Here is a 21230-nt window from a genome sequence, read left to right on the forward strand (position 1 = left end):
ATTTCGTACTAATTAATATAGAGACAAGGGGGAAGGATAATGAAGCAAAATATTCGATGGTTTTTCGCATTAATTATATTATTATTGTTTAGTTTTATCCCATTTATAGAAGCATCTGCAGCACCTCAACTGGATGTCAAAGCGACAGCAGGTTATCAAAATAAAATTAAATATGGGGAGGGTTTACCTCTAACAATAACCGTGGTGAATTCAGGAGATGAGTTCTCTGGGGATTTAGTCATCGATTATTCAGAATCATATGCAGTCGGATCGGCAAAAGCAATCCCTTTTACCATTGGAAAAGGGGAAACTAAAACACTGAGTTTGGCTTTGCCTGGATTATCAGATGATATGAATTATAATACTTCTTATCAAATGTTCTATTTTTATGAAGGTGGTTGGGAGAACGGTAAAGATATTGCATATAAAGGCAGTAAAAATGTGAAGCCTTCTTCATTTGGACCAGAAACAATCTTTTTTCTTACATTAACTGAAAGCGCAGACCGATTACGGGCTATATCCACGATGAAACTATCTGGTATGGGTGGCTCCCAAATTATTCATCTAGGACAAATAAAAGACTATCAATTTCCAACTGATAAAGCTGCCTATGATATGGCTAATTATTTAGTAATTGATGAGTATGTGTTGGCCGATTTAGACAAGGAACAACAGCAAGCAATTCTGGACTGGATTCAAACTGGTGGGGTTGTGCTTGTCGGTGCATCCAACAATACAAGTGCGGAACTTGGATTATTATCCGAACAATTACCATTAACTTTAAATGACGAGAGAAATACATTACGAGCTGAGTCATTAACAGCTTTTGCTAGCAACAAAGAATTCACAGAAGACATTTCATTTTTTGGATCTAAAGTTAACGATAATGCTCGAGTACTGATGAAATCTGAAAATAAGGCAGTCGCCGCTATGAGATCCATTGGTTCGGGTGCGATTATCCAAACGACCTTTTCTTTGGGTGACGAGCCGCTTTCTAAACAAGCCAATTACACATTCCTTCTCACTGAAATAATTCAGAAAGCTACTGGCAATCCTGTCAATCAAATGAATCAGAACTATGGTCAAAGTTTGAAAGAACAAATGACTTACGAAGTTGGTCAAACAAACGAATTATTCCCGTCCTTTCAAGTTTCAACACCGTTAATGATTGGAATTGTCATTATCTATATTATTTTAGTTGGACCTTTATTGTATTTCTTATTAAAGAGAAAAGATAAACGTGAGCATGCATGGTGGATTATTCCCACCATTTCAATTGTGGCTTCTGTAGCGATTTTTGCATACGGAGCGAAAGATCGTCTTGTCCGACCTCAAATTCAGCAAGTTAGTTTATATAAAGTACAAGATGATGAAAGTCTTTCAGGTTACTATGTGGAATCTTTATTGTCTAACCGAAGTGGAGATTTCACCTTTGAATCCGATGAAGGAACAACTATGGTTGCATCTAAGCGTATGAATTCATTCTCTGGGAACTCTGGCGGGAGTGTTCTAAACATGTCCATTTTGCAAGAACAGGCAAATAAAGATCAGTTAACTATCCGTGACGTGGGGTATTGGTCGGTTTCTTCTGTTTTGGGAGAATCTCTTTTAAAGGATGCTGGAAAATTTGTCATTGATTTGACAGTTGAAAGTGGAATTGTCCGAGGAACGGTGAAAAATGAATTTCCGTTTGCTCTTAAAGATGTTGCGATTTGGTCAGGTACAAAAATGATTAAACTGGGTGATTTAGGGCCAAATGAATCCCTTCAAGTAAATGAGCCTATTGGTGCTGCACTTCTTTTACCTATTGGGATTCCATCGAATTCACAAAACATGGGCTATCCCATGACGACGATGAAAGCAAGTGACTTACCAGCGGAACGAAAGAATAGTCTGATACGTATGTCACAAATGATGGGTCAACAATCAACTGAACCGGCTATTGTTGCCCATACAGAAGACGCAATAGTACCCATAAAATTAACAGATTCTCCAGCGGAAATGTCTGCCATCAATGTTGTGTATCAATCATTTACTGCTGACACTGTTTTTAGTGGGGAATTTACTCTACCTGCTTCCTCACTAGAAATCGAAGTTATTCCAGAAGATTCATCTAGTTATTATGATCAAACGAGCGAAAGTAAGTTTGATTGGATGATGTCAAATGGGGCGTATTCGTATGATTGGAAAATACCAACAAACATCCCACTGGATAAAGTGAAATGGACTGAATTGCAACTTGCTAATACAGATACAACTTCTATTACTGTCGAGATTTATAATGTTTCAACGAAATCTTTTGAAGAAGTTAACAGCGGCAGATTTTCAATTAAAGAAAATGTAAATCAATACATTTCAGGCGATGGGAAAGTTCGATTTAAAGTAAACAAACAAGCTTCAAATGGAGATGACTATACGCGTTTACCAGAATTGCGTTTAAAAGGGGAGGTCCAAAAATGATTGAAATTAAGGGGCTTACCAAAAAATACGGCTCTTTTTATGCCTTGAACGATTTGAATTTAACATTAAGTGAAGGCACTGTTTTCGGATTTGTTGGAGCCAATGGAGCAGGTAAATCAACGACATTTTCAATATTGGCTACACTATTACAGCCAACAGCCGGTGATGCGTTTATTAATGGTAAAAGTGTAAAAACTGACCCACATGAAGTTCGTAAGCAAATCGGCTATATGCCAGACTTTTTTGGCGTATATGACCAGTTAAAAGCAGATGAATACTTAGATTTTTATGGCGCAAGTTATGGGATTGCTGAAGCTAAAAGAAAGGAACTCATCCCACAACTACTAGAACTAGTAAACTTGTCTCATAAACGATATGAGTATGTAGATTTACTATCTCGAGGAATGAAGCAACGTTTGTGTTTAGCAAGAGCGTTGATTCATGACCCTCAGGTATTGATTTTAGATGAACCTGCCTCTGGTTTGGATCCACGTGCTCGTGTGGAGATGAGAGATATATTAAGACAATTAAAAGGCATGGGTAAAACCATTCTTATTTCATCACATATCTTGCCAGAGCTTGCTGAAATGTGTGATGAAATTGGTGTTATCGATGGTGGAAGACTAATTGCACACGGCTCGGTATCAGATATTCAAGCTCAATTAAAAGGCGAACGATTAATAACCGTTAAATTAAAAGGTTTGGCTGATCGTGCCATTCGATTCTTTGAAGAAGATCCGTTCGTGAGTGGTATTGAAGAATTTCATGACAAACATACCATTACATTTAAATATCGAGGTTCTGAAGATGATCAGATGCGTTTGTTGAAAAATGCTTTAGAAGAGAACTTATTCATTTTGTCATTTGCCGAACAAGAAACGGATTTAGAGGATGTCTTTATGGAAATCACAAAAGGAGTGGAGACTGTATGAGAGTCAATGTAAATAATCCTGTTCTCGTCAAAGAAGTTAAGCTCCGCTTCAGATCGCTAAAAAGTTTTACAGGTATCTTATTTTACTTGATTGCCATGAGCATTTTCGTATTCGGCTTCATTTTTTTAACCACTTCATTTACCGGATCTGGCTTTTTTAGACCGGAAGAAAGTTTCTTCTTATTTGGTTTACTTACCTATATTCAATTAGGCCTGATTTTGTTTATTACGCCAGGATTGACTGCGGGGACCATAAGTACGGAAAGAGAAAAACAAACCTTAAATATTTTATTAACAACTTCTCAAAGTTCGATGCAAATTATACTCGGTAAATTGTCTTCATCCATCGCATTCCTAGTACTTATGTTAATTGCGGGATTGCCAATTTATAGCTTAGTGTTCTTATTTGGAGGAATCTCGCCTGGTCAGTTGGGGTTGATTTTCTTATTCTTCTTTTTAACAATGATTACCGTTGGAAGTATTGGTGTTATGTTTTCTACGATTACAAGAAAAACGATTGTTGCTATGATTGCGACTTACGGGACTATGATTTTCTTGGCAGGAGTTACTGCCTTTTTCTTTATTATCGCTGTACAAGTAAATATGATGGGTACCGGTATTACAACAAATTCATTGCCACTGGCTCACTTTTGGGCAAGTATCAATCCTGGGGTATTGATTTTCACATTATTGAACCCTAGTACTGAGAATATGGTAAGTGAAGCAACGAAAATTGAGTTCCCAGTATGGGCGGGATACACTATTTTCTATATCTTGTTAGCTGTTACTGCTATTACAATTTCGATAAAAAAATTACGTGTCAATATGAAAAAATCAAAATAAGGAGGCGAATGACATGAATAACCGAGAGAAAATACTGTATTTTGTCAATAAGGTTCATAGTCGATTAATAAGTGAACATTTATTTCGAGTTATACAAACAGCACTTAGCTTCGGACTTATTCTTAGTGCAATTGTATACGTAACATCTCGGTTATTTGTTTTTCCTTATTTTCAATTATGGGCTTTAGGAGCAGGCACTTTAGGTTTTATGGTTCTCTTCATTTGGGGAGGGATTGTTAAACCGTCGTATACGACTTCGCTCCATCGATTTGATCAATACTTTCCCGACAATATATTGTTAACTTCCTTACATGCGCGTGAGGATGAGTCAGGGCTGTTAGAATCGCTACGGGAAAAAACAGCACATACAGTAAATCTTTCGTTCGATATATTTAAACGTAGAAAAAAACACTTGTGGCGAGTAAAATCTCTTACTGGAATTGGAATGGCAATTGTTGTGTTACTTCTATTAATAGCTTTTCCATCAACCACCCAATTACAAGCAAAAGATATTGAAATGGAAAAAGAATTAGTGGAGAAAATTAAAAAAGAAGTAGCAAAAGCAGTTAAGAAAAACTCACCTGCGTCGATAAAAAAAGAACTTCAGCAATTACAAAAGGACTTAGATAAAACAGAAACTACAGAAGAAGCACTTCGTGAGTTAATTAAAAAGCAGAAAGAACTTCAGTTACGAGAACAAAAATTGGTTGCGAAACAGCAGGCTGCTAAGAATTCAGGAAATGCTAAAGGCGGCTTAACGGTATCTGAAAAAAAAGAATTAGCTGCTTTGAAAACTGCTACAAAAGATCTCGCTGATCAGGCAGGTAAAACCCAAACGGCTTTAAGTAAACTTGGAAAGACCACTGGCAATTCTAGTGAAACAGCTTCAGGTCAAGCGAATCCATCAAATCCAGGCCAAAATAACGGCCAAACTGGATCGCAAGGAACTACTCAAGGTCAACCGTCGAATAGTCAAACTCCTTCAAGTCAAAGCTCGGGACAAGGCCAAGGCCAAGGCCAAGGTCAAGGCCAAGGTCAAGGTCAAGGCCAAGGCCAAGGTCAAGGCCAAGGTCAAGGTAAAGGCCAAGGCCAAGGTCAAGGCCAAGGTCAAGGTCAAGGCCAAGGTCAAGGTCAAGGTCAAGGTCAAGGTCAAGGCCAAGGTCAAGGCCAAGGTCAAGGCCAAGGTCAAGGTCAAGGTCAAAGCCAAGGCGGTTCTCAAGGCGGATTTGGTTCAGGAAGTCGCGATTTATTATCTGTTCCTACAAGACTCGGCGGGTCTAGTGAATCTACTGTCGACAGTGGGAAAATGGGAGAAGGGTCTTCAGCAGAAGAACAAGAAAGCGCAGTACCTGTTACTAAAGGAACAGTTAAACCCTATGGTGATGTGATTGGTTCATATAAAGACTCGTACTTAAAAAGCTCAGATCGTCTGCAATTGCCCCCAGACTTACAACGAATCGTTCAAGATTATTTTTCATCAATTGAAACAAGCGAATAAGGAGGTTGATTATGTCATTTACACCACAACACTATGAAGAAATGAGTCAGCGTCTTACCCAAGTAAAACAAGAAATCGGACAATTTATTGTAGGCCAACAAGAAGCTGTGGATTTCACACTTTACTCAGTTTTAGCAGATGGGCATGCTTTACTTGAGGGATTACCAGGATTAGGTAAAACGATGTTGATTCGGACGATTTCAGATGTTTTGGATTTGTCTTTCTCACGAATTCAATTTACACCAGATTTAATGCCTTCAGATATAACAGGAACGAGTATGATCGAGCGGACAGACGATGGGAAGCAAACATTCTCATTTAGACAAGGCCCTATTTTCAGTCAAATGGTTTTAGCCGATGAAATTAATCGGGCAACCCCGAAAACACAGAGTGCATTACTCGAAGCCATGGGAGAGAAAACGGTAACGGTACTAGGAGATACAAAACAAATGGCACGCCCATTCTTTGTTCTTGCAACTCAAAATCCGATTGAAATGGAAGGAACGTATCCACTTCCAGAAGCTCAAATGGACCGCTTTTTATGTAAAATACATGTTAATTATCCAACAAAAGAAGAGTTAAAAGAAATAATCATGAGAACAACAGGTGCCAAAATCATCCAGCTTCAAAAGATCATGAATGCTGATGAATTAATCATTGCTCAACAAATGGTCAAAGAGGTATTAATTGCGGATGATATGCTTGATTACGCCATTGATTTAACTTCCGCTACTCATCCGAATCAAGATGCAACTGAAGACGTAAAACAATACGTTCAATACGGTAGCGGGCCACGTGGACTTCAAAGTCTAATTCGATTAGCTAAAGCAAGGGCTCTTATAGCTGGAAGGTATCATGTTTCAATTGCAGACATAAAAGCAGTGGCTACACCTGCTCTTCGCCATCGAATGTTGTTGAATTATGAGGGCGAAGCAGAAGGGAAAACAGCAGATTCCATACTTGAAAGTCTACTTCAAACCATAAAACAAGGACAGACATCATGAATGAAACTTCCATTTTGCCTAAGGATTGGTCTGCGAAAATTGGACGTTTACAAATTGCGACGAAATCGAAATTGCGAGGTCAACATAAAGGATCTCATCGATCAATGCGTTTCGGTTCGTCCCTCGACTTTTCAGACTTTAGAGAGTACCACCCTGGTGACGATGTTCGTCAAATTGATTGGAATGTCTTTGGGAGAACGGATAAATACTTCATTAAACGCTTTTTAGATGAACAAGAAATGCGTGTTCATATTTTACTCGACAGTTCAAAATCGATGCAGGAAGATAAAAAGTGGCTTTTAGCAAAACAATTAACCATATCGCTTGGACAACTTGTTTTAGGTAGAGATGATCGCCTTTCATTTGCGACGCCTACTGAAGAAAAAATTGCGCCTTTTAGACGCAAAGGTGCTATGTACAGAAAAGCTTTTTCATCCTACATAACCAATCTAACGGAGTCTAAGAATAACACCTTATTTACAAGTCAAGCTCTTCAACATATTGCGAAGGATTGCACCGTATTATTTATCATTTCTGACGGCTTAGAACCCATAGATGAGTGGGAAAAAATATTACGTCGATTGCCTAGATTCTCTCAAGATATACGATTAATTCTAGTGCAATCGAGTGATGAAATCGCGCCTAGTTTTGCAGGCGATTTACAATTGATTGATAGAGAGACTGAAAATCGATTAAATGTTTCAGTATCGAGACGAGTAGTAGAAGATTATGAAAAAAAAAGACAGCAGCATTTTTTGGAGCTAGATGCACTTTGTCGTCGTTTTGGTATTCATTCGTTGAAGGTTGAAACGAAGGATGATATTAGTCATATTTTGTTCCACCAAATGATTCGATCAAACTGGATAAACTGAGGTGAGCCGTCTATGGGCTTTGGACAATTAGCATTTTTATGGACGGCGATCATCCCGATCACTGTTTTGCTTTATTATTTTTTCCGTAAAAAATATACCGAAAAAACAATTTCTTCCACGATGTTTTGGGAAACCGTTATGAAAGAAACAAAAGTGTCTCCTTATCTTCAATACTTGCAACGAAATGCCTTGTTCTATTTGCAAATGCTAGCATTGATTCTTCTTGTGTTCGCCTTGTTGCAACCGTATTTAAAATCACAAGCGATTGCTGGGGAACACATTATATGGGTTGTAGATACTTCAGCGACCTTGCTCGCTAAAGAAAATGGGGAGTCTGTCTTTGATACGCATAAAAAAGAAATGATGTCACTGTCAGAACAACTAGCTGGAAAACCGTTAACCTTAATGACTACTGGTGAAGAACCGACTATCTTATTACGTGATGAAACAAATGTTTCAATCATAAAATCGACCATAAATAAATTAGAAGTTCAATACGAACAAGAAAATATGCCAAAGATGTTGGACTTTACAGAATCACTCTTAAAAGGAAAAGAAACAGCTATTTATTTGTTTACTGATCATGTTGAGAGAAGTGAACTCCCTTTAGAAAATGACAACATAACTTGGTTTGTTAAAGGATCTCCAGAGAACTTGAAAAACGTTTCTATCCTACGTTTTGGAGCTACTTCATCTGATAAAGGCATATCAGCACTGGCTCAACTTTCGAATGATACCACTACCTTACAAAAAGGTGCTTTTGAAATTAGGTCTATGGTGAATGGAGATCTTGTTGTCAAAGAATCGATAGAGATTCCTGCGAATGATACACTATCTCTGTCGTTTAAAGATTTACCGAATTCCTCTGGATTAGTCGCGTCTCTTACGGTAGAAGATGACTATGAGGTTGATAATGAATCTACTATTCTTCTACAACAACAAGCATCCCAAACATATGTTGACGGGAATTTACATCAATTGGTGACGTCTGCTTTTCAAGCAATGGATATTCCAGTGAGTTCCGTTCCTACAGAACAGTTAGCAGATCTGTCGGAAGAAGCAATTGTAGTGACGAATCAAACAGCGCAACTTACTGCTTCCAAATCACCTGTGTTGTTAATTGGTCGTAATGATGAAAAGGCAAAAGAAGTGACCGGTGTGATTACCACTGAGCGTGATGATGTGTTTGCTTATGCAGATATGAAGGATATCTTTGTGAGTAGCTTATATCCTCCATTTCCTACCTATGAAACCATCGCCAGAGTGGGAGATGAACCATTTATTCAACGCTCAGATAAAGGGGATTTGATCATTTTAGCGGATATTCAAATGACCGATTGGCCACTCCATCCGTCTTTTCCACTATTCCTATGGAGTTCCAGAGAACAAATGTCTGTGAGTAGTAACGATCTTGGCACTTTTTCTCCAAATGAGAGAAAGGCACTTTCATTAGTTACAGATGAAACAGCAGGAGAGTGGGAAGTCTTTTCAACTAATGATGAATATATCAGATCTTTTGAAAACGGAGGTCAATTTTCAGCACCAAGTCGACCTGGTCTATATATAATAAAGTCGGGCAAAACTGAAAAACAATTTGCCGTCGCATTACAACAACAAGAGAAAAAAATCGAAAATGGGACGTCATTTACGATTGGTACAGCTTCACAAGATGGTGTGCAAGAAACAGTGAAAACATCACTCGTTCCTTGGTTCTTACTTCTCATTGTGTTGTTATTAATGATTGAATGGGAGGTGCAACGACGTCGTGGGATTACGAATTGAATCACCGATTTGGCTCCTGTTATTGCTCCTACCAGCTGCATATTTTGCATTTGCTTGGTGGAAAAATCACAGAGTTTACTCTCGTGAACACACCATCATATTCACTATTCGTGTCGTGGCCGTAAGTTTACTAATCTTTGCTATGGCAATGCCAACCTTATTATTGCCTATTAAAGAAGAGCAAATATTATTTGTGGTCGATCGCTCAGCTTCCACAGATGGTACTGAACAACAGTCAACAGAGTTTCTCGTTCAAGCACTCTCGAACAAGAAAGATCATCAAGCTGTGGGGCTATATTCTTTTGATGAGAAATTTCAAACACAAGTTCCACTATCATTAGCTACTGAAGATGTTCCAAAATTTATTGGCTCTGAAAATAAAAGTACGACCAATATTGCTGAAAGCATTCAGCTTGCAACGAACTTAGCGGATCAACAGAAAGCAACGCGAATTGTTTTGCTGACTGATGGATTAGAGAATAGTGGCTCTGTTTCCGACCAACTATCACGAATGGCCGGCAGTCATGTAGAAATCGACACATACGTGTTAAATCGACCACAATCAGACGACGTAGCCATTACGAGCTTTGAAACACCCCCAGTAGCATTTGAGGGAGAACAGCAACAACTAATTGTTCAAGTGGAGTCAACTAAAGCCGCAACAGGTGAGCTCATTCTTTCTCAGAACGATCAATTTTTGTCCAAGCAACCAGTTCAAATAGAACCTGGAAACAATACTTTCACACTTCGTCATGCTTCAACAGGAGAAGGGTTGTTAAAGTACCAAGTTCAACTGAATGTAACAGGTGATGCATTACTAGAAAATAACCAATTAACGAGCGTTACAATGGTGGAAAGTGCACCAAAATTATTAATCGTTAGTAGTGATAAATTAACATCACCTATTGCAACGTATATTGATAAAGATGTGGTAGAAACGGATGAGATTGCCGCTTCAGACTTACCTTTTGACTTGTCAAATTATTTAGGATATGATGCCATTATTTTTGATAATGTCCCTGGCTATCAAGTGGGTGAAGCTAAAATGACGGTTATTGAACAAGCCGTTAAAAACTTCGGAGTTGGGTTTATGATGGTTGGGGGAGATAACAGTTTTGGGTTGGGTGGATACTTTAAAACACCTATTGAAAAACTTCTCCCTGTTGAGATGGAAGTGAAAGGTAAGGAACAATTACCTTCACTGGGACTTATCATCGTTATGGACCGTTCTGGAAGTATGAGTGGCAATAAATTTGAACTCGCCAAAGAAGCAGCAGCTCGTTCCGTTGAGTTATTGCGTGAAGACGATACACTTGGCTTTATTGCGTTTGATGATCGACCGTGGGAAATTATCGAAGCGAAGACGTTAACGAATAAAGAGAAAGCATTAGAAAAAATATTATCAGTGTCACTAGGTGGAGGAACGGAGATCTATTCGGGTCTTGACCTTGCATACGACCGGTTAACCGATTTGAAATTGCAAAGAAAACACATCATCTTGTTAACAGATGGGCAATCGGCGACTCAAAATGATTATGAAGAACTTATTACAGACGGTTTAGCTAACAATATTACCTTATCTACCGTAGCTATTGGTCAAGATGCCGATCGAATTCTTCTGGAAGAACTTGCACAGTTCGGAACTGGACGTTTTTATGACGTCATGGATGAAAGTACCATACCAGCCATATTGTCGAGAGAAACTGTCATGATTTCAAGGACCTATATTGAAGATAATCCTTTTTATCCAATCATAAGTGGAGATCCTGCATGGACGAGTTTATTTGAAGAAGGTGTTCCTCAGTTCAATGCGTATATAGCAACGACTGCCAAACAAACCTCGACAGTTATTGCGGAAAGTACCAAAGAAGATCCTGTAATTGCAGAATGGATGTATGGACTAGGACGCACCATTGCTTACACGTCGGATTCGACAGGTGCATGGAGTGGAGATTTTGCGCGTTTCAATCAATGGGGTAACTTTTGGAACACAGCTGTTTCCAGATTATTGCCTTCGTATAGTGAAGTACCATTTGATATTCGTAAGTCCGAAGATGGCTCCTATACGGTTTCAGATTCTTCAGGTCAATCTTCCTTTTTAGACATTGTCGCAGTAAATGAAGCTGGAGAAGAAATCGACAGCGTATCAGAACCATTAGCTCCTGGTAAAAGTAGAGTATCTTTTGATGCAGATCCAGGTCTCATATTCTTGAGAATATCTAATGAACAAGACAGTATGTATCAAGCGGGAATTTCGATTCCATATAGTGAAGAGTTTAAAATTCAGCCTCCAAATAAAGGACTCATGCAAGATATCTCTAACCGCACAGGTGGTCAAGTCGTAACAACAGCTGAACAAGCTATGCGTGATATAGACTTCGAAAGCTCAGAGAGTAAAAGCATTCAAAAATGGCTTGTGCTAATTGCCATGCTGCTGTTTTTTGTAGATATTACATTGAGACGTTTTGGATGGGGATTGCTTTCACGACTTTCTCAAGGATGGAAACGAGAGGAAATAGATGGAATTTCAACACAACAAGATACAAATGTTTCTCAACTGCTAAAAGGGAAAAAGAAGCGCTGAGCATAATGTTCAAGTAGTGATAAGAAATTGAAAAAAGGTTGTTCCAGAAGTTAAGACTTCTTGGAACAACCTTTTTAAAAGATAGGAAATACAATTCTAGTTCCATAAATCCAGTGTTTCAGGGACAAAAGATTGATTCATTAATAGTGTTGATTTCCGTTTCAAGCGGACGCTTTCCGCGGGGCGGGCGGTGAGCCTCCTCGGTCGCTTCGCGATCTGCGGGGTCTCACCTGTCCCGCTGGAGTCGCCGCCTTCCACTACAATCAATGAAGTGAGTAGTAACCAACAAGAAAATCTATCAATTGCTTATTGTGAAGACACAAATAAATGATTCTAAGTTAAGCTAGAGATAGAACCAACCTATAATCGTAGTCGCCATCTATTAGTTGATTGAAGCGCAAGTGGCGACTTCTGCGGGAATAGCAAATGTTTTCTGCACCGAAAGCGAAGCGGCAGGTGCATGAGCTGAAGACCCCGCAGGAAAGAAGCTGGCGAATAGCCAGTATCTTTGCGACGAGTAACCGCAGGAGCACATGTTTTTGCAGTGACAAGGAGACTGAAGCCGTGCCCGCAAAAAGCGTACACCGTAGCGGAAATCAACAGGTTACTATGGTTATTCTTATAATGGCACGGCGACTGTTGATTTTTTGTAAGATGTTGAAGCAATTAAGAAACAAATGACTAATATTAAAGTACCTGCAATATAAGGGAAACTCATATTGATGTCAAATAGTATTCCAGCAAGAGCTGGTCCTATCATATTTCCTAAGCTCATATACGCATTATTCATCCCTGCGGCAAATCCTTGCTCAGTTCCAGCTTGTTTTGAGATTAATGTATTTACTGCCGGTCTTAGTAATGAAGCGGCTGTAAAGAACACGCTAGAGACGATTAAGATTGGCCAGAATCCATCTACGAAAAGAACTGAAATCATGGCAAGTGCAGAAACTAGTAAATTTACTAGGATCACTTTCATTTCACCAAAACGATTAAATAACTTATTAATAACAAACGTCTGTACAATCACACCTACGAAACCACCAGCTGTTATCAAAGCAGCAATTTCACCTGGCGTAAATCCATATTTTTTATCAACATATAAAGCGATGGTTGCTTGGAAATTTGCGAGGCCAAACGAAAAAACAAGGACAACGATTAACATAACAAAGTAAGGTGTTTTCGTTGAACGTTTCATTTGTTGAATTAAATTTTCTCGTTTGACTGGAATACTAGTCGTCGCGATAGAGGGCTTAATGTTTGGTAGCACAAAAATCGAAATGACTGCAGCAATTAGCGCCACAGCAGTTGCTACATAAAAAGGGAAGTGAATACTTACTTCTGCAAGAAATCCACCAATGGCAGGTCCAATCATAAAACCAAGAGACATAGACGCACCAAGCAATCCCATCCCTTTACCACGTTCTTTTTCAGTAGTAATATCAGCAACAAAAGCCATCATTGGTGGAACAATAAAAGCAGAACCGACACCACTAAAAAATCGTGCTAAAAATAAAATCCATAACTCTGTTGCAGCACCGAACATCAGTTGGGATAAACCAAAAATGACGAGACCAATAATGATTAAATATTTTCGCCCAAATTTATCTGATAAATCGCCTGCTAGAGGTGAAAAAAGAAACTGAGCAAAAGCAAACATGGCAATTAAAAACCCAAGAGCTTGACCAGCAACTCCAAATGTATCTAAATATGCAGGCATAATCGGAATAATCAAGCCGATTCCTGACATAGCAATAAACATATTAAACATTAGTACATATAGTGCAAAGCGATTAGAATTACTCGCCATATTACATCCAACTTTCTATTAATTAATTATTATTTCGAGTCTCTAAAATTTTAACATAAAACAAAAAAAATGCTATTAATAAACTCTACCTAATGTGGGAGACCACTAAAAAAGTCTAGAAAAGCCACCCGAACTTTTATCGAGTTCAGGTGGCTTTTCTTTTTTATAGCTCAGTTTAAACGGTTTAATCGAGTTTTATAAGAAGTAATCAAATTTTTAGTTATTGAGCATCCATCTTAAATTCTAGAAATAGCTCATTATATTTTCCAAGAGTTTCTACTCCTAAATTTTTATAGACTTCTAACCGTTCGCGCATTTCTTCGGTTGGGTAAAAGCGCTCATCTGCAGTTACTTCTGGGTCCATTAATTTAATGGCTTGTTCGTTTGGCGTCGAGTAACCAACATAATCTGCATTTTGTGCAGCGATTTTCGGGTCTAACATAAAGTTAATAAATGTATGAGCACCTTCCACGTTTGCAGCAGTTTTTGGGATGATCATATTGTCGAACCATAAGTTTGACCCTTCACTAGGGACAACATAATCGATATCTTCATTTACATACATAATGTCAGCTGCTTGACCTGACCAAACAAGTGCAACTGCTGATTCATTGCGTCGCATGGTTTCGACGATCTCATCCCCAATTATTGCTTTTATATTTGGAGATAAGGTTTTTAACTTATCAGTAGCTTCTTGAAGTTGTTTTTCATCTTTAGTGTTCAGTGAATAGCCCAAAGTATTTAAACCCATACCCATGACTTCTCGTGCACCATCAACTAAAATAACTTCTTGTTTTAAGGATGGATCCCAAAGATCTTCCCAGCTTTCGAAAGTTTGTCCATCAAGTAAACTTGGATTAAAGGCAATTCCTACAGTTCCCCAAAAATAAGGAATTGAGTATTTATTTCCTGGGTCAAAAGGTAAGTTTAAAAAGTAAGGATCAATGTTTAGTAAATTTGGAATTTTGCTTTGGTCAATAGGAATAAGTAAGTCATTTTTTTTCATTTTTTCAATTGCATATTCAGAAGGCATTGCAACATCATAAGAAGTTCCACCGTTTTCAATTTTGGTCATCATGGCTTCATTGGAATCAAACGTTTCATAGACTACATTGATACCAGTTTCTTTTTCAAATTGAGTCACGATTTCAGGGTCAATATATTCCCCCCAGTTATACACGCTAATGGAGTCGTTACCAGAGCGGCCCGAAGTTTTGTCTAACTGCAAATTGATGATAAATAATACTAAACAAACAACTATAATTGCCACTACAACACGGGCGATATCTCTCATTTTGGCACCCCAGTTCTAAGTGGGTTTTTGGGACGGTTGGTCACGAAATAGTAACCAAGTACTAATAGTAATGTGAAAATAAAAATCAAACCAGATAAAGCATTGATGGTTAATGTAATACCAGCTCTTGCCATTGAATAAATTTCTACGGACAATGTTGTAAATCCGTTCCCGGTTACGAAAAAAGTGACGGCAAAATCATCTAAAGAATAAGTTAGTGCTAAAAAGAATCCAGCAAAAATACCAGGTTTAATATAAGGAATAATAACGCGAGTTAAGACATCACGTTTTGAAGCCCCTAAATCAAGTGCAGCATCGACTAACGTGCTACTCATTTCTTGCAATTTTGGTAATACCATAATGACAACGATTGGAACACTGAAGGCGATATGTGAAATTAGTACGGAAGCGAAACCTAATTTCACGCCGACCATTGTAAATAATATCAAAAACGAAGCACCAATGATTACATCAGGACTGACGATTAACACATTATTTAATGTAAGAAGTGCATTGCGCGACTTCCGTTTTTGTAAATAAACGATACCAATTGCACCAATCACTCCGATTCCGGTAGAAATTAGCGCAGACAATAGGGCAATAATAACAGTATTGATTAAGATCATGATGAGTCTAGTATCCGCAAAAACTGAAGCATAATGCTCTAATGTAAATGATTCGAAATTAGACATGGTGCCCCCGCTATTAAATGAGTAAAAAATTAAGTAAAAAATAGGGGCATATAGAATGGCAAAGACGAGTGTTAAATAAATTTTTGAAAATTTACTTGTTGTGTCCATTTACAATCGCCCCCTTATCTTTCTGACCAGTTAAAATCATAATAATACCCATGAAAAGAATTAAGAATACTGCAATCGTTGAACCCATTCCCCAGTTTTGAGTAACTAAGAACTGTTGCTCGATAGCAGTTCCTAGCGTAATGACTTTATTACCAGCTATTAATCGAGTAATCATAAAGAGAGATAGGGAAGGAATAAACACTGCTTGGATTCCTGACTTCACACCATTAATTGTTAAAGGGAGAATCACTCTTGTAAATGTGGTCCAAGCTGATGATCCTAAATCACGTGCTGCATCTATTAAAGTGGGGTTCATTTTATCAAGTGAATTAAAAATTGGTAATATCATAAACGGAATAAAAATATATACGGAAACAAAAATAAAACTGAAGTCTGTATATAATATCTGTTTCGTTCCAATACCGAATATTTCTAAGAATTTATTAATTGGGCCGAAGACGCCAAATATGCCGATAAATGCATATGTTTTTAGTAATAAGTTAATCCAAGAAGGAATGATAATAAGCAATAACCAAAGTTGTTTATGTTTTGTTTTTGTTAACCAATAAGCCGTTGGGTAAGCAATTAAGAGTGTGAAAACCGTAATAATAAATGCATACCAGAAAGAGCTTAACGTTAATTTTAAATAAACAGATGTAAAGAAATTTTGATAATTTTCAAATGAAAAGTTTCCATGTAAATCGAATAATGAAAAATAGACAACTAGGACAATGGGGGCAATGACAAACAGCACCATCCATACGACGTAGGGTATTAAATAAAACGATTGATTTGAATTAGTTTTCATTTTGTTGCTCTCCATAAGACTCCAGGCGTTTGTCAAATTCTTCTTCAGTTTCATTTAATCGCATGACATGAATTGCTTCTTCATCAAAATCTAGTCCAATCTCTTCTCCAACAGCTGCTTTTTTCGTCGAATGGACGAGCCATTCATTGCCATCTGCATCAAATGTAGATAATTCAAAGTGAACACCACGGAATAATTGCGTATCAACTTTTACGGTCATTTTGCCTCGATCGATTGTCGTGATTTCTAAATCTTCAGGGCGAATGACAATATCAACTTTTTCATTAGCATGTAAACCTTTATCTGTACATGCGAATTCTTTTCCACCAAATTGCACACGGTAATCCGAAATCATGGTCCCAGAGACAATGTTTGATTCTCCAATAAAATCAGCAACGAATCGGTTGATCGGTTCATCATAAATATCCATAGGCGTGCCACTCTGTTGAATCACACCTGTATTCATTACAAATATTTCATCTGACATCGCAAGTGCTTCTTCTTGATCATGTGTAACGAAAATAAAAGTCTTACCTAGTCGTTGTTGTAATTCTCGTAATTCATATTGCATTTCTGTTCGTAATTTCAAGTCCAGAGCAGACAACGGCTCATCCAGTAAAATAACTTCAGGATCGTTAACAATGGCACGCGCAATGGCAACACGTTGTTTTTGTCCACCTGATAATTCGACAATTTCACGATTTTCAAAATCAATTAAGTTTACAAATTTGAGAGCCTCTAATACGCGGCGATTAATTTCCTCTTTTTTAATTTTTTTAATGCGTAATCCAAATGCCACATTTTCAAATACATTTAAATGAGGAAAGAGAGCATAGTCCTGAAAAACTGTATTCACTTGTCGCTCATTTGCAGGGACCTCATTAATTTTCTTGCCATTAAAATAAATCTCTCCACTAGTAGGTTCCATAAATCCTGCAATTAAACGGAGTATCGTAGTTTTACCGCACCCTGAAGGTCCGAGTAGTGTATAAAATTTACCGCGTTCTATGTCAAAACTAACTTTATTCAATACAGGTGTAGAGCCACTGTATGCCTTCGTAACATTATCAAATCGTATAATGGTCTTGTCCGTCATAATTGACCTCCTAGGTTTAAATTGATATATATATCTATTACTAACGTTTTGGAATGAATCTTTTTTTGCTTATTAACCGTTCTCTTACCTAAGTAGAAAAAAACTCTCAATTCTTTGATTCTACTATAAATATCTTTTAATTAACAAATATCGTCAATTTTTTTATTGAACAAAAAAACTTCCCATCCTAAGATGAGAAGTTTCTAATACTGATCGCGTTTCCATTTTCTGAACTTCTTCCAAAGACCTTTCCCACCAGATGTTGCAAGTAAAATAATAGATAGTGAGATTCCGGCTAATGCAGTGATTAATGAAATCCACTCAAAAAACGAATAGCCAGGAACTTTCGACCAATCAGTAGTGCCTTTCCAATCTTCGATAACTAAGTTCATTCCATATATTCCAGATACCACTGTAAAGACGGTAAGCATAAATAACAACATATTATGACGCTTATTGGCTTGATTTTCTTGAGCCCGGTAGAGCTCGTTTAATGTTTGTTTCACTTCTTCATACAAGGTATCCAAATGGAAAATTTCCCGGTATGTGTGTGTTAATTCTTTTCCTTCGGTTCGGGCAGATACTTCGCCAAAATAGTATCGAGAAGAAAATTTCGAAATTAATTCGATTAACTCTTCTACATAATCTTCATCCTGCTCCCATTGGACCTGACTATATTCAAAAGACATTCTAAGTAACATTATTTTATAGAAGTAATGAAGCATTAAATTATAATGATGAGTCCCCATAAATTGAGAAATAGGTCTATCTAATTGTTGCGGTGATTTTAAGGATACTGTAATTTGTGCATGGTCAGAAGTGACAGTATAGGAATCAGGTGCCCACCGATCATGGACATGATTTTGAACATACCGATCTATATATTCTTGATTTGTACTCGACATGAATGGTCGTCCTTCGGGATTTTTCCCATCAAGTTGTCCCATTCGAAATAACTGATCGTTACTTATTGGATCTTCACCATTGGCAATGAAAAAACCTGATGATAGCATACGTTCGTCTTCAAAGAAAGGAAGGCTTCCGAAATATCCTGCTCGTTTTTCGTCATGGACAATGAATGATTTGACAGAAGGGCATAAATAACCAAATACAAATTCATTCGTTGTGTGGAATTGTCGGTCGCCTTTATGTATTATCGCACCTTTTTCTTCATCTAGTTTTGGTTCTAGCACACGAAAATGATTCATAAAATCGAGCAATTCATCTAACTTTTCTTGCTCTTGATCCATTTCCGTTCGAATAGTAATTAAACCAATGCCAAATGGGCAAATCATAATATCAATGCTATTTACGAGAAATGAGAAGTTCGTGTCATTAACTTCTAGTGCAAACGTTTCATTGACTTTTTTAGAAAAACGCAAAAATCCTTGCTGATCCGTTCGCAGTGGAAACAGTTTATGCTCTAAAAACGGTAAAAAATATTGGTCTAATTCTTCATGTTGAACCTTAATGTTATCTCCATAGTACTCATTCTCTAAATCTTTTTGATCTAACGAAAAAAAGGTGAAATGATTTTTCCGTAAATGCTCAGCAAGGTTTCCTCGCTCTTTTTCACGAAATGAAAACGGAAAAAGAAAAGTCATGTATGCTTGGTTAAGATATAGAGGATTTATTTTTGATTGTGCATCCATTTTTTAAACCTCCACTATTGTTCTAACCTATATATATGTTACCATGAAATTTAGAAGGAGTGACAGTTGTGGAGAAATCAATGTTGTTATTTTTAGACCCTAAAGAACGCAAACATATATCAAAACAAAAACAAATAGAAAACTCATTTTTATTAATAAATGAACGTGTCATTGCAATTGAAGAACTTCGAGATTATTGTAATGACTGCTTTGAACCTTTGTCTTATCATGAAAAATATGATACATGTTACTGCGAACCCTGTAATGCTTGGAGAGAAGAAGACTGTACAGATCCTACATGTGAATATTGTAGAATGAGACCTGAGCGACCTTTATAATAAGGACGTTTAGGTTTTTCTTTATTAGTATGAGTTTCCTTAAAAACAACATACTAAACATTCGACACGAATTGGACGAAAAAACTCTATTCAAGCTTTATATGAATGCCGATGAATTGCTTTGCAAGTAGGTATTTGTTATTCTTGAAATTGTGCTAAATACGAATACAATTCGTTGGCAGATTAATTCTTCTTGGAGGTTTTCACATGACAGAACGTATGGTAGGTAAACAAGCACCTCGTTTTACAATGGACGCAGTGCTAGCAGATAAGTCTTTCGGCAAAGTAAGCTTGGAAGAAAATATGAAACAAGATAAATGGACAGTATTGTTCTTTTATCCAATGGACTTCACTTTTGTATGTCCAACTGAAATCACAGCGATGTCAGATCGTTTTGACGAATTCGAAGATTTAGATACTGAAATCATTGCGGTTTCAACTGATACTATTCACACACACTTAGCTTGGATTAATACAGCTCGTGAAGATAATGGATTAGGCGAACTTAAATATCCATTAGCAGCAGATACAAATCACCAAATTTCTCGCGAATATGGTGTGTTAATTGAAGAAGAAGGAATTGCATTACGCGGACTTTTCATCATCAACCCTGAAGGTGAAATGCAATATCAAACCGTGTTCCATAACAATATTGGCCGTGATGTAGATGAAACTCTACGTGTATTACAAGCCCTTCAAACTGGTGGTCTTTGTCCAGCAAACTGGCGCCCAGGTCAAAAAACACTTTAATCTATGATAAGATAAAATAACGCTTTTTAATCAGACACCAACGATTCCCCACGCATACGATACGCAGTGGGGAATTTTTTACTTGTATGAATTAGGAGGAATTAAGATGAAGTTACGCTCACCCATGCCTGACTTATCAGGCGCAACTGCATGGTTAAATGGAGAAGTTTCAAAAAATCAATTAATCGGCAGTAAACCAACACTCATCCACTTTTGGTCTGTCAGTTGTGGATTGTGTAAAGAAGCAATGCCAGAAGTTAATGCTTTCCGTGATCAATATAAAGATGAATTAAATGTAATGGCTGTTCATATGCCACGATCAGAAAAAGACATGGACTTAACTGAAATTAAAAAAACCGCTGCTCAACATGACATTACTCAACCCATCTATGTTGACAATGACATGAAATTAACAGACGCTTTTGATAATCAATATGTACCTGCTTACTATGTGTTTGATAAAGACGGTCAACTTCGTCATTTCCAAGCAGGCGGAAGTGGCATGAAAATGTTGGAAAAACGCGTAAATCGTGTACTTGACGAAATGCGCAACGCATAATAAAAGTATGAGTGTAAAATAATGAAGTGCCAGTCACCGAGGAAATTTTGGGATGTTTATGTCCCGTATATCCCATCGGTGCCTGGCACTTTTTTGGGTTGAAAACCCCAACAAGTAAAAGAAGTATTCACTGAAAAATTATGACTCTAAAA

At 37.5% G+C, this 21230-nt stretch carries 17 protein-coding genes; 11 read left to right on the plus strand and 6 right to left on the minus strand.

All coding sequences use genetic code 11. The features are described from left to right. The first annotated feature begins 39 nt into the window (after positions 1-39). The 8 genes from ACFPYN_RS01710 to ACFPYN_RS01745 are packed head-to-tail and all read left to right on the plus strand — an operon-like array spanning position 40 to position 11974. Complete coding sequence (locus tag ACFPYN_RS01710; protein WP_377732162.1) at positions 40-2460, plus strand: hypothetical protein; 2421 nt, start codon at positions 40-42, stop codon at positions 2458-2460. Continuing rightward, a complete protein-coding gene (locus ACFPYN_RS01715) occupies positions 2457-3392 on the plus strand; it encodes an ABC transporter ATP-binding protein (protein ID WP_377732163.1) in 936 nt (311 codons plus the stop codon). Before ACFPYN_RS01710 ends, ACFPYN_RS01715 begins: the two co-directional genes overlap by 4 nt. Beyond that, positions 3389-4234 carry an ABC transporter permease gene (locus ACFPYN_RS01720; protein WP_377732164.1) on the plus strand — a complete coding sequence of 282 codons (846 nt, stop codon included), beginning with the start codon at positions 3389-3391 and terminating at the stop codon, positions 4232-4234. Before ACFPYN_RS01715 ends, ACFPYN_RS01720 begins: the two co-directional genes overlap by 4 nt. A gap of 13 nt (positions 4235-4247) precedes the next feature. After that, on the plus strand, positions 4248-5732 hold the full coding sequence (locus ACFPYN_RS01725) for a coiled-coil domain-containing protein (protein WP_377732165.1): 1485 nt from the start codon (positions 4248-4250) through the stop codon (positions 5730-5732). An 11-nt stretch (positions 5733-5743) separates the two neighbouring features. Then, a complete protein-coding gene (locus ACFPYN_RS01730) occupies positions 5744-6736 on the plus strand; it encodes an AAA family ATPase (RefSeq protein WP_377732166.1) in 993 nt (330 codons plus the stop codon). Beyond that, positions 6733-7608, plus strand: coding sequence for a DUF58 domain-containing protein (locus ACFPYN_RS01735; RefSeq protein WP_377732167.1), 876 nt, complete (start codon positions 6733-6735; stop codon positions 7606-7608). Before ACFPYN_RS01730 ends, ACFPYN_RS01735 begins: the two co-directional genes overlap by 4 nt. A 12-nt stretch (positions 7609-7620) precedes the next feature. Next, a complete protein-coding gene (locus ACFPYN_RS01740) occupies positions 7621-9390 on the plus strand; it encodes a vWA domain-containing protein (protein WP_377732168.1) in 1770 nt (589 codons plus the stop codon). Next, positions 9374-11974, plus strand: a complete 2601-nt coding sequence (locus ACFPYN_RS01745; protein WP_377732169.1) for a VWA domain-containing protein — start codon at positions 9374-9376, stop codon at positions 11972-11974. The genes ACFPYN_RS01740 and ACFPYN_RS01745 overlap by 17 nt, the downstream gene beginning before the upstream one ends. Positions 11975-12593: 619 nt before the next feature. Here ACFPYN_RS01745 and ACFPYN_RS01750 read toward each other — a convergent pair. The 6 genes from ACFPYN_RS01750 to ACFPYN_RS01775 form a co-directional block, all read right to left on the minus strand. Beyond that, the gene (locus ACFPYN_RS01750) at positions 12594-13781 is read right to left on the minus strand and encodes an MFS transporter (RefSeq protein ID WP_377732170.1); all 1188 of its coding nucleotides are present in this window, start codon (positions 13779-13781) and stop codon (positions 12594-12596) included. A gap of 220 nt (positions 13782-14001) precedes the next feature. After that, positions 14002-15075, minus strand: coding sequence for an ABC transporter substrate-binding protein (locus tag ACFPYN_RS01755; RefSeq protein WP_377732171.1), 1074 nt, complete (start codon positions 15073-15075; stop codon positions 14002-14004). Continuing rightward, the gene (locus ACFPYN_RS01760; RefSeq protein ID WP_377732172.1) at positions 15072-15875 is read right to left on the minus strand and encodes an ABC transporter permease; all 804 of its coding nucleotides are present in this window, start codon (positions 15873-15875) and stop codon (positions 15072-15074) included. Before ACFPYN_RS01760 ends, ACFPYN_RS01755 begins: the two co-directional genes overlap by 4 nt. After that, entirely contained in the window at positions 15859-16683 is an 825-nt protein-coding gene (locus tag ACFPYN_RS01765) for an ABC transporter permease (protein WP_377732173.1), read from the minus strand. The genes ACFPYN_RS01760 and ACFPYN_RS01765 overlap by 17 nt, the downstream gene beginning before the upstream one ends. Then, positions 16673-17779 (minus strand): ABC transporter ATP-binding protein, encoded by a 1107-nt coding sequence (locus tag ACFPYN_RS01770; RefSeq protein ID WP_377732174.1) that lies wholly within the window; start codon positions 17777-17779, stop codon positions 16673-16675. Before ACFPYN_RS01770 ends, ACFPYN_RS01765 begins: the two co-directional genes overlap by 11 nt. A 203-nt stretch (positions 17780-17982) precedes the next feature. Then, entirely contained in the window at positions 17983-19431 is a 1449-nt protein-coding gene (locus ACFPYN_RS01775; protein ID WP_377732175.1) for a hypothetical protein, read from the minus strand. Between the two features lie 68 nt (positions 19432-19499). On the opposite strand from ACFPYN_RS01775, the gene ACFPYN_RS01780 reads away from it, so the two are divergent. The 3 genes from ACFPYN_RS01780 to ACFPYN_RS01790 all read left to right on the plus strand — a co-directional run bounded on the left by ACFPYN_RS01780 (position 19500) and on the right by ACFPYN_RS01790 (position 21078). Then, positions 19500-19769 carry a hypothetical protein gene (locus tag ACFPYN_RS01780; RefSeq protein ID WP_377732176.1) on the plus strand — a complete coding sequence of 90 codons (270 nt, stop codon included), beginning with the start codon at positions 19500-19502 and terminating at the stop codon, positions 19767-19769. Positions 19770-19976: 207 nt separating this feature from the next. Beyond that, positions 19977-20519: a peroxiredoxin gene (locus tag ACFPYN_RS01785; RefSeq protein WP_377732177.1), complete on the plus strand. Its 543-nt coding sequence runs from the start codon at positions 19977-19979 to the stop codon at positions 20517-20519. Between the two features lie 106 nt (positions 20520-20625). Further along, positions 20626-21078 (plus strand): TlpA family protein disulfide reductase, encoded by a 453-nt coding sequence (locus ACFPYN_RS01790; RefSeq protein ID WP_377732178.1) that lies wholly within the window; start codon positions 20626-20628, stop codon positions 21076-21078. Positions 21079-21230 lie beyond the last annotated feature (152 nt).

The organism is Paenisporosarcina macmurdoensis (assembly GCF_042658845.1).
Lineage (GTDB): Bacteria > Bacillota > Bacilli > Bacillales_A > Planococcaceae > Paenisporosarcina > Paenisporosarcina macmurdoensis.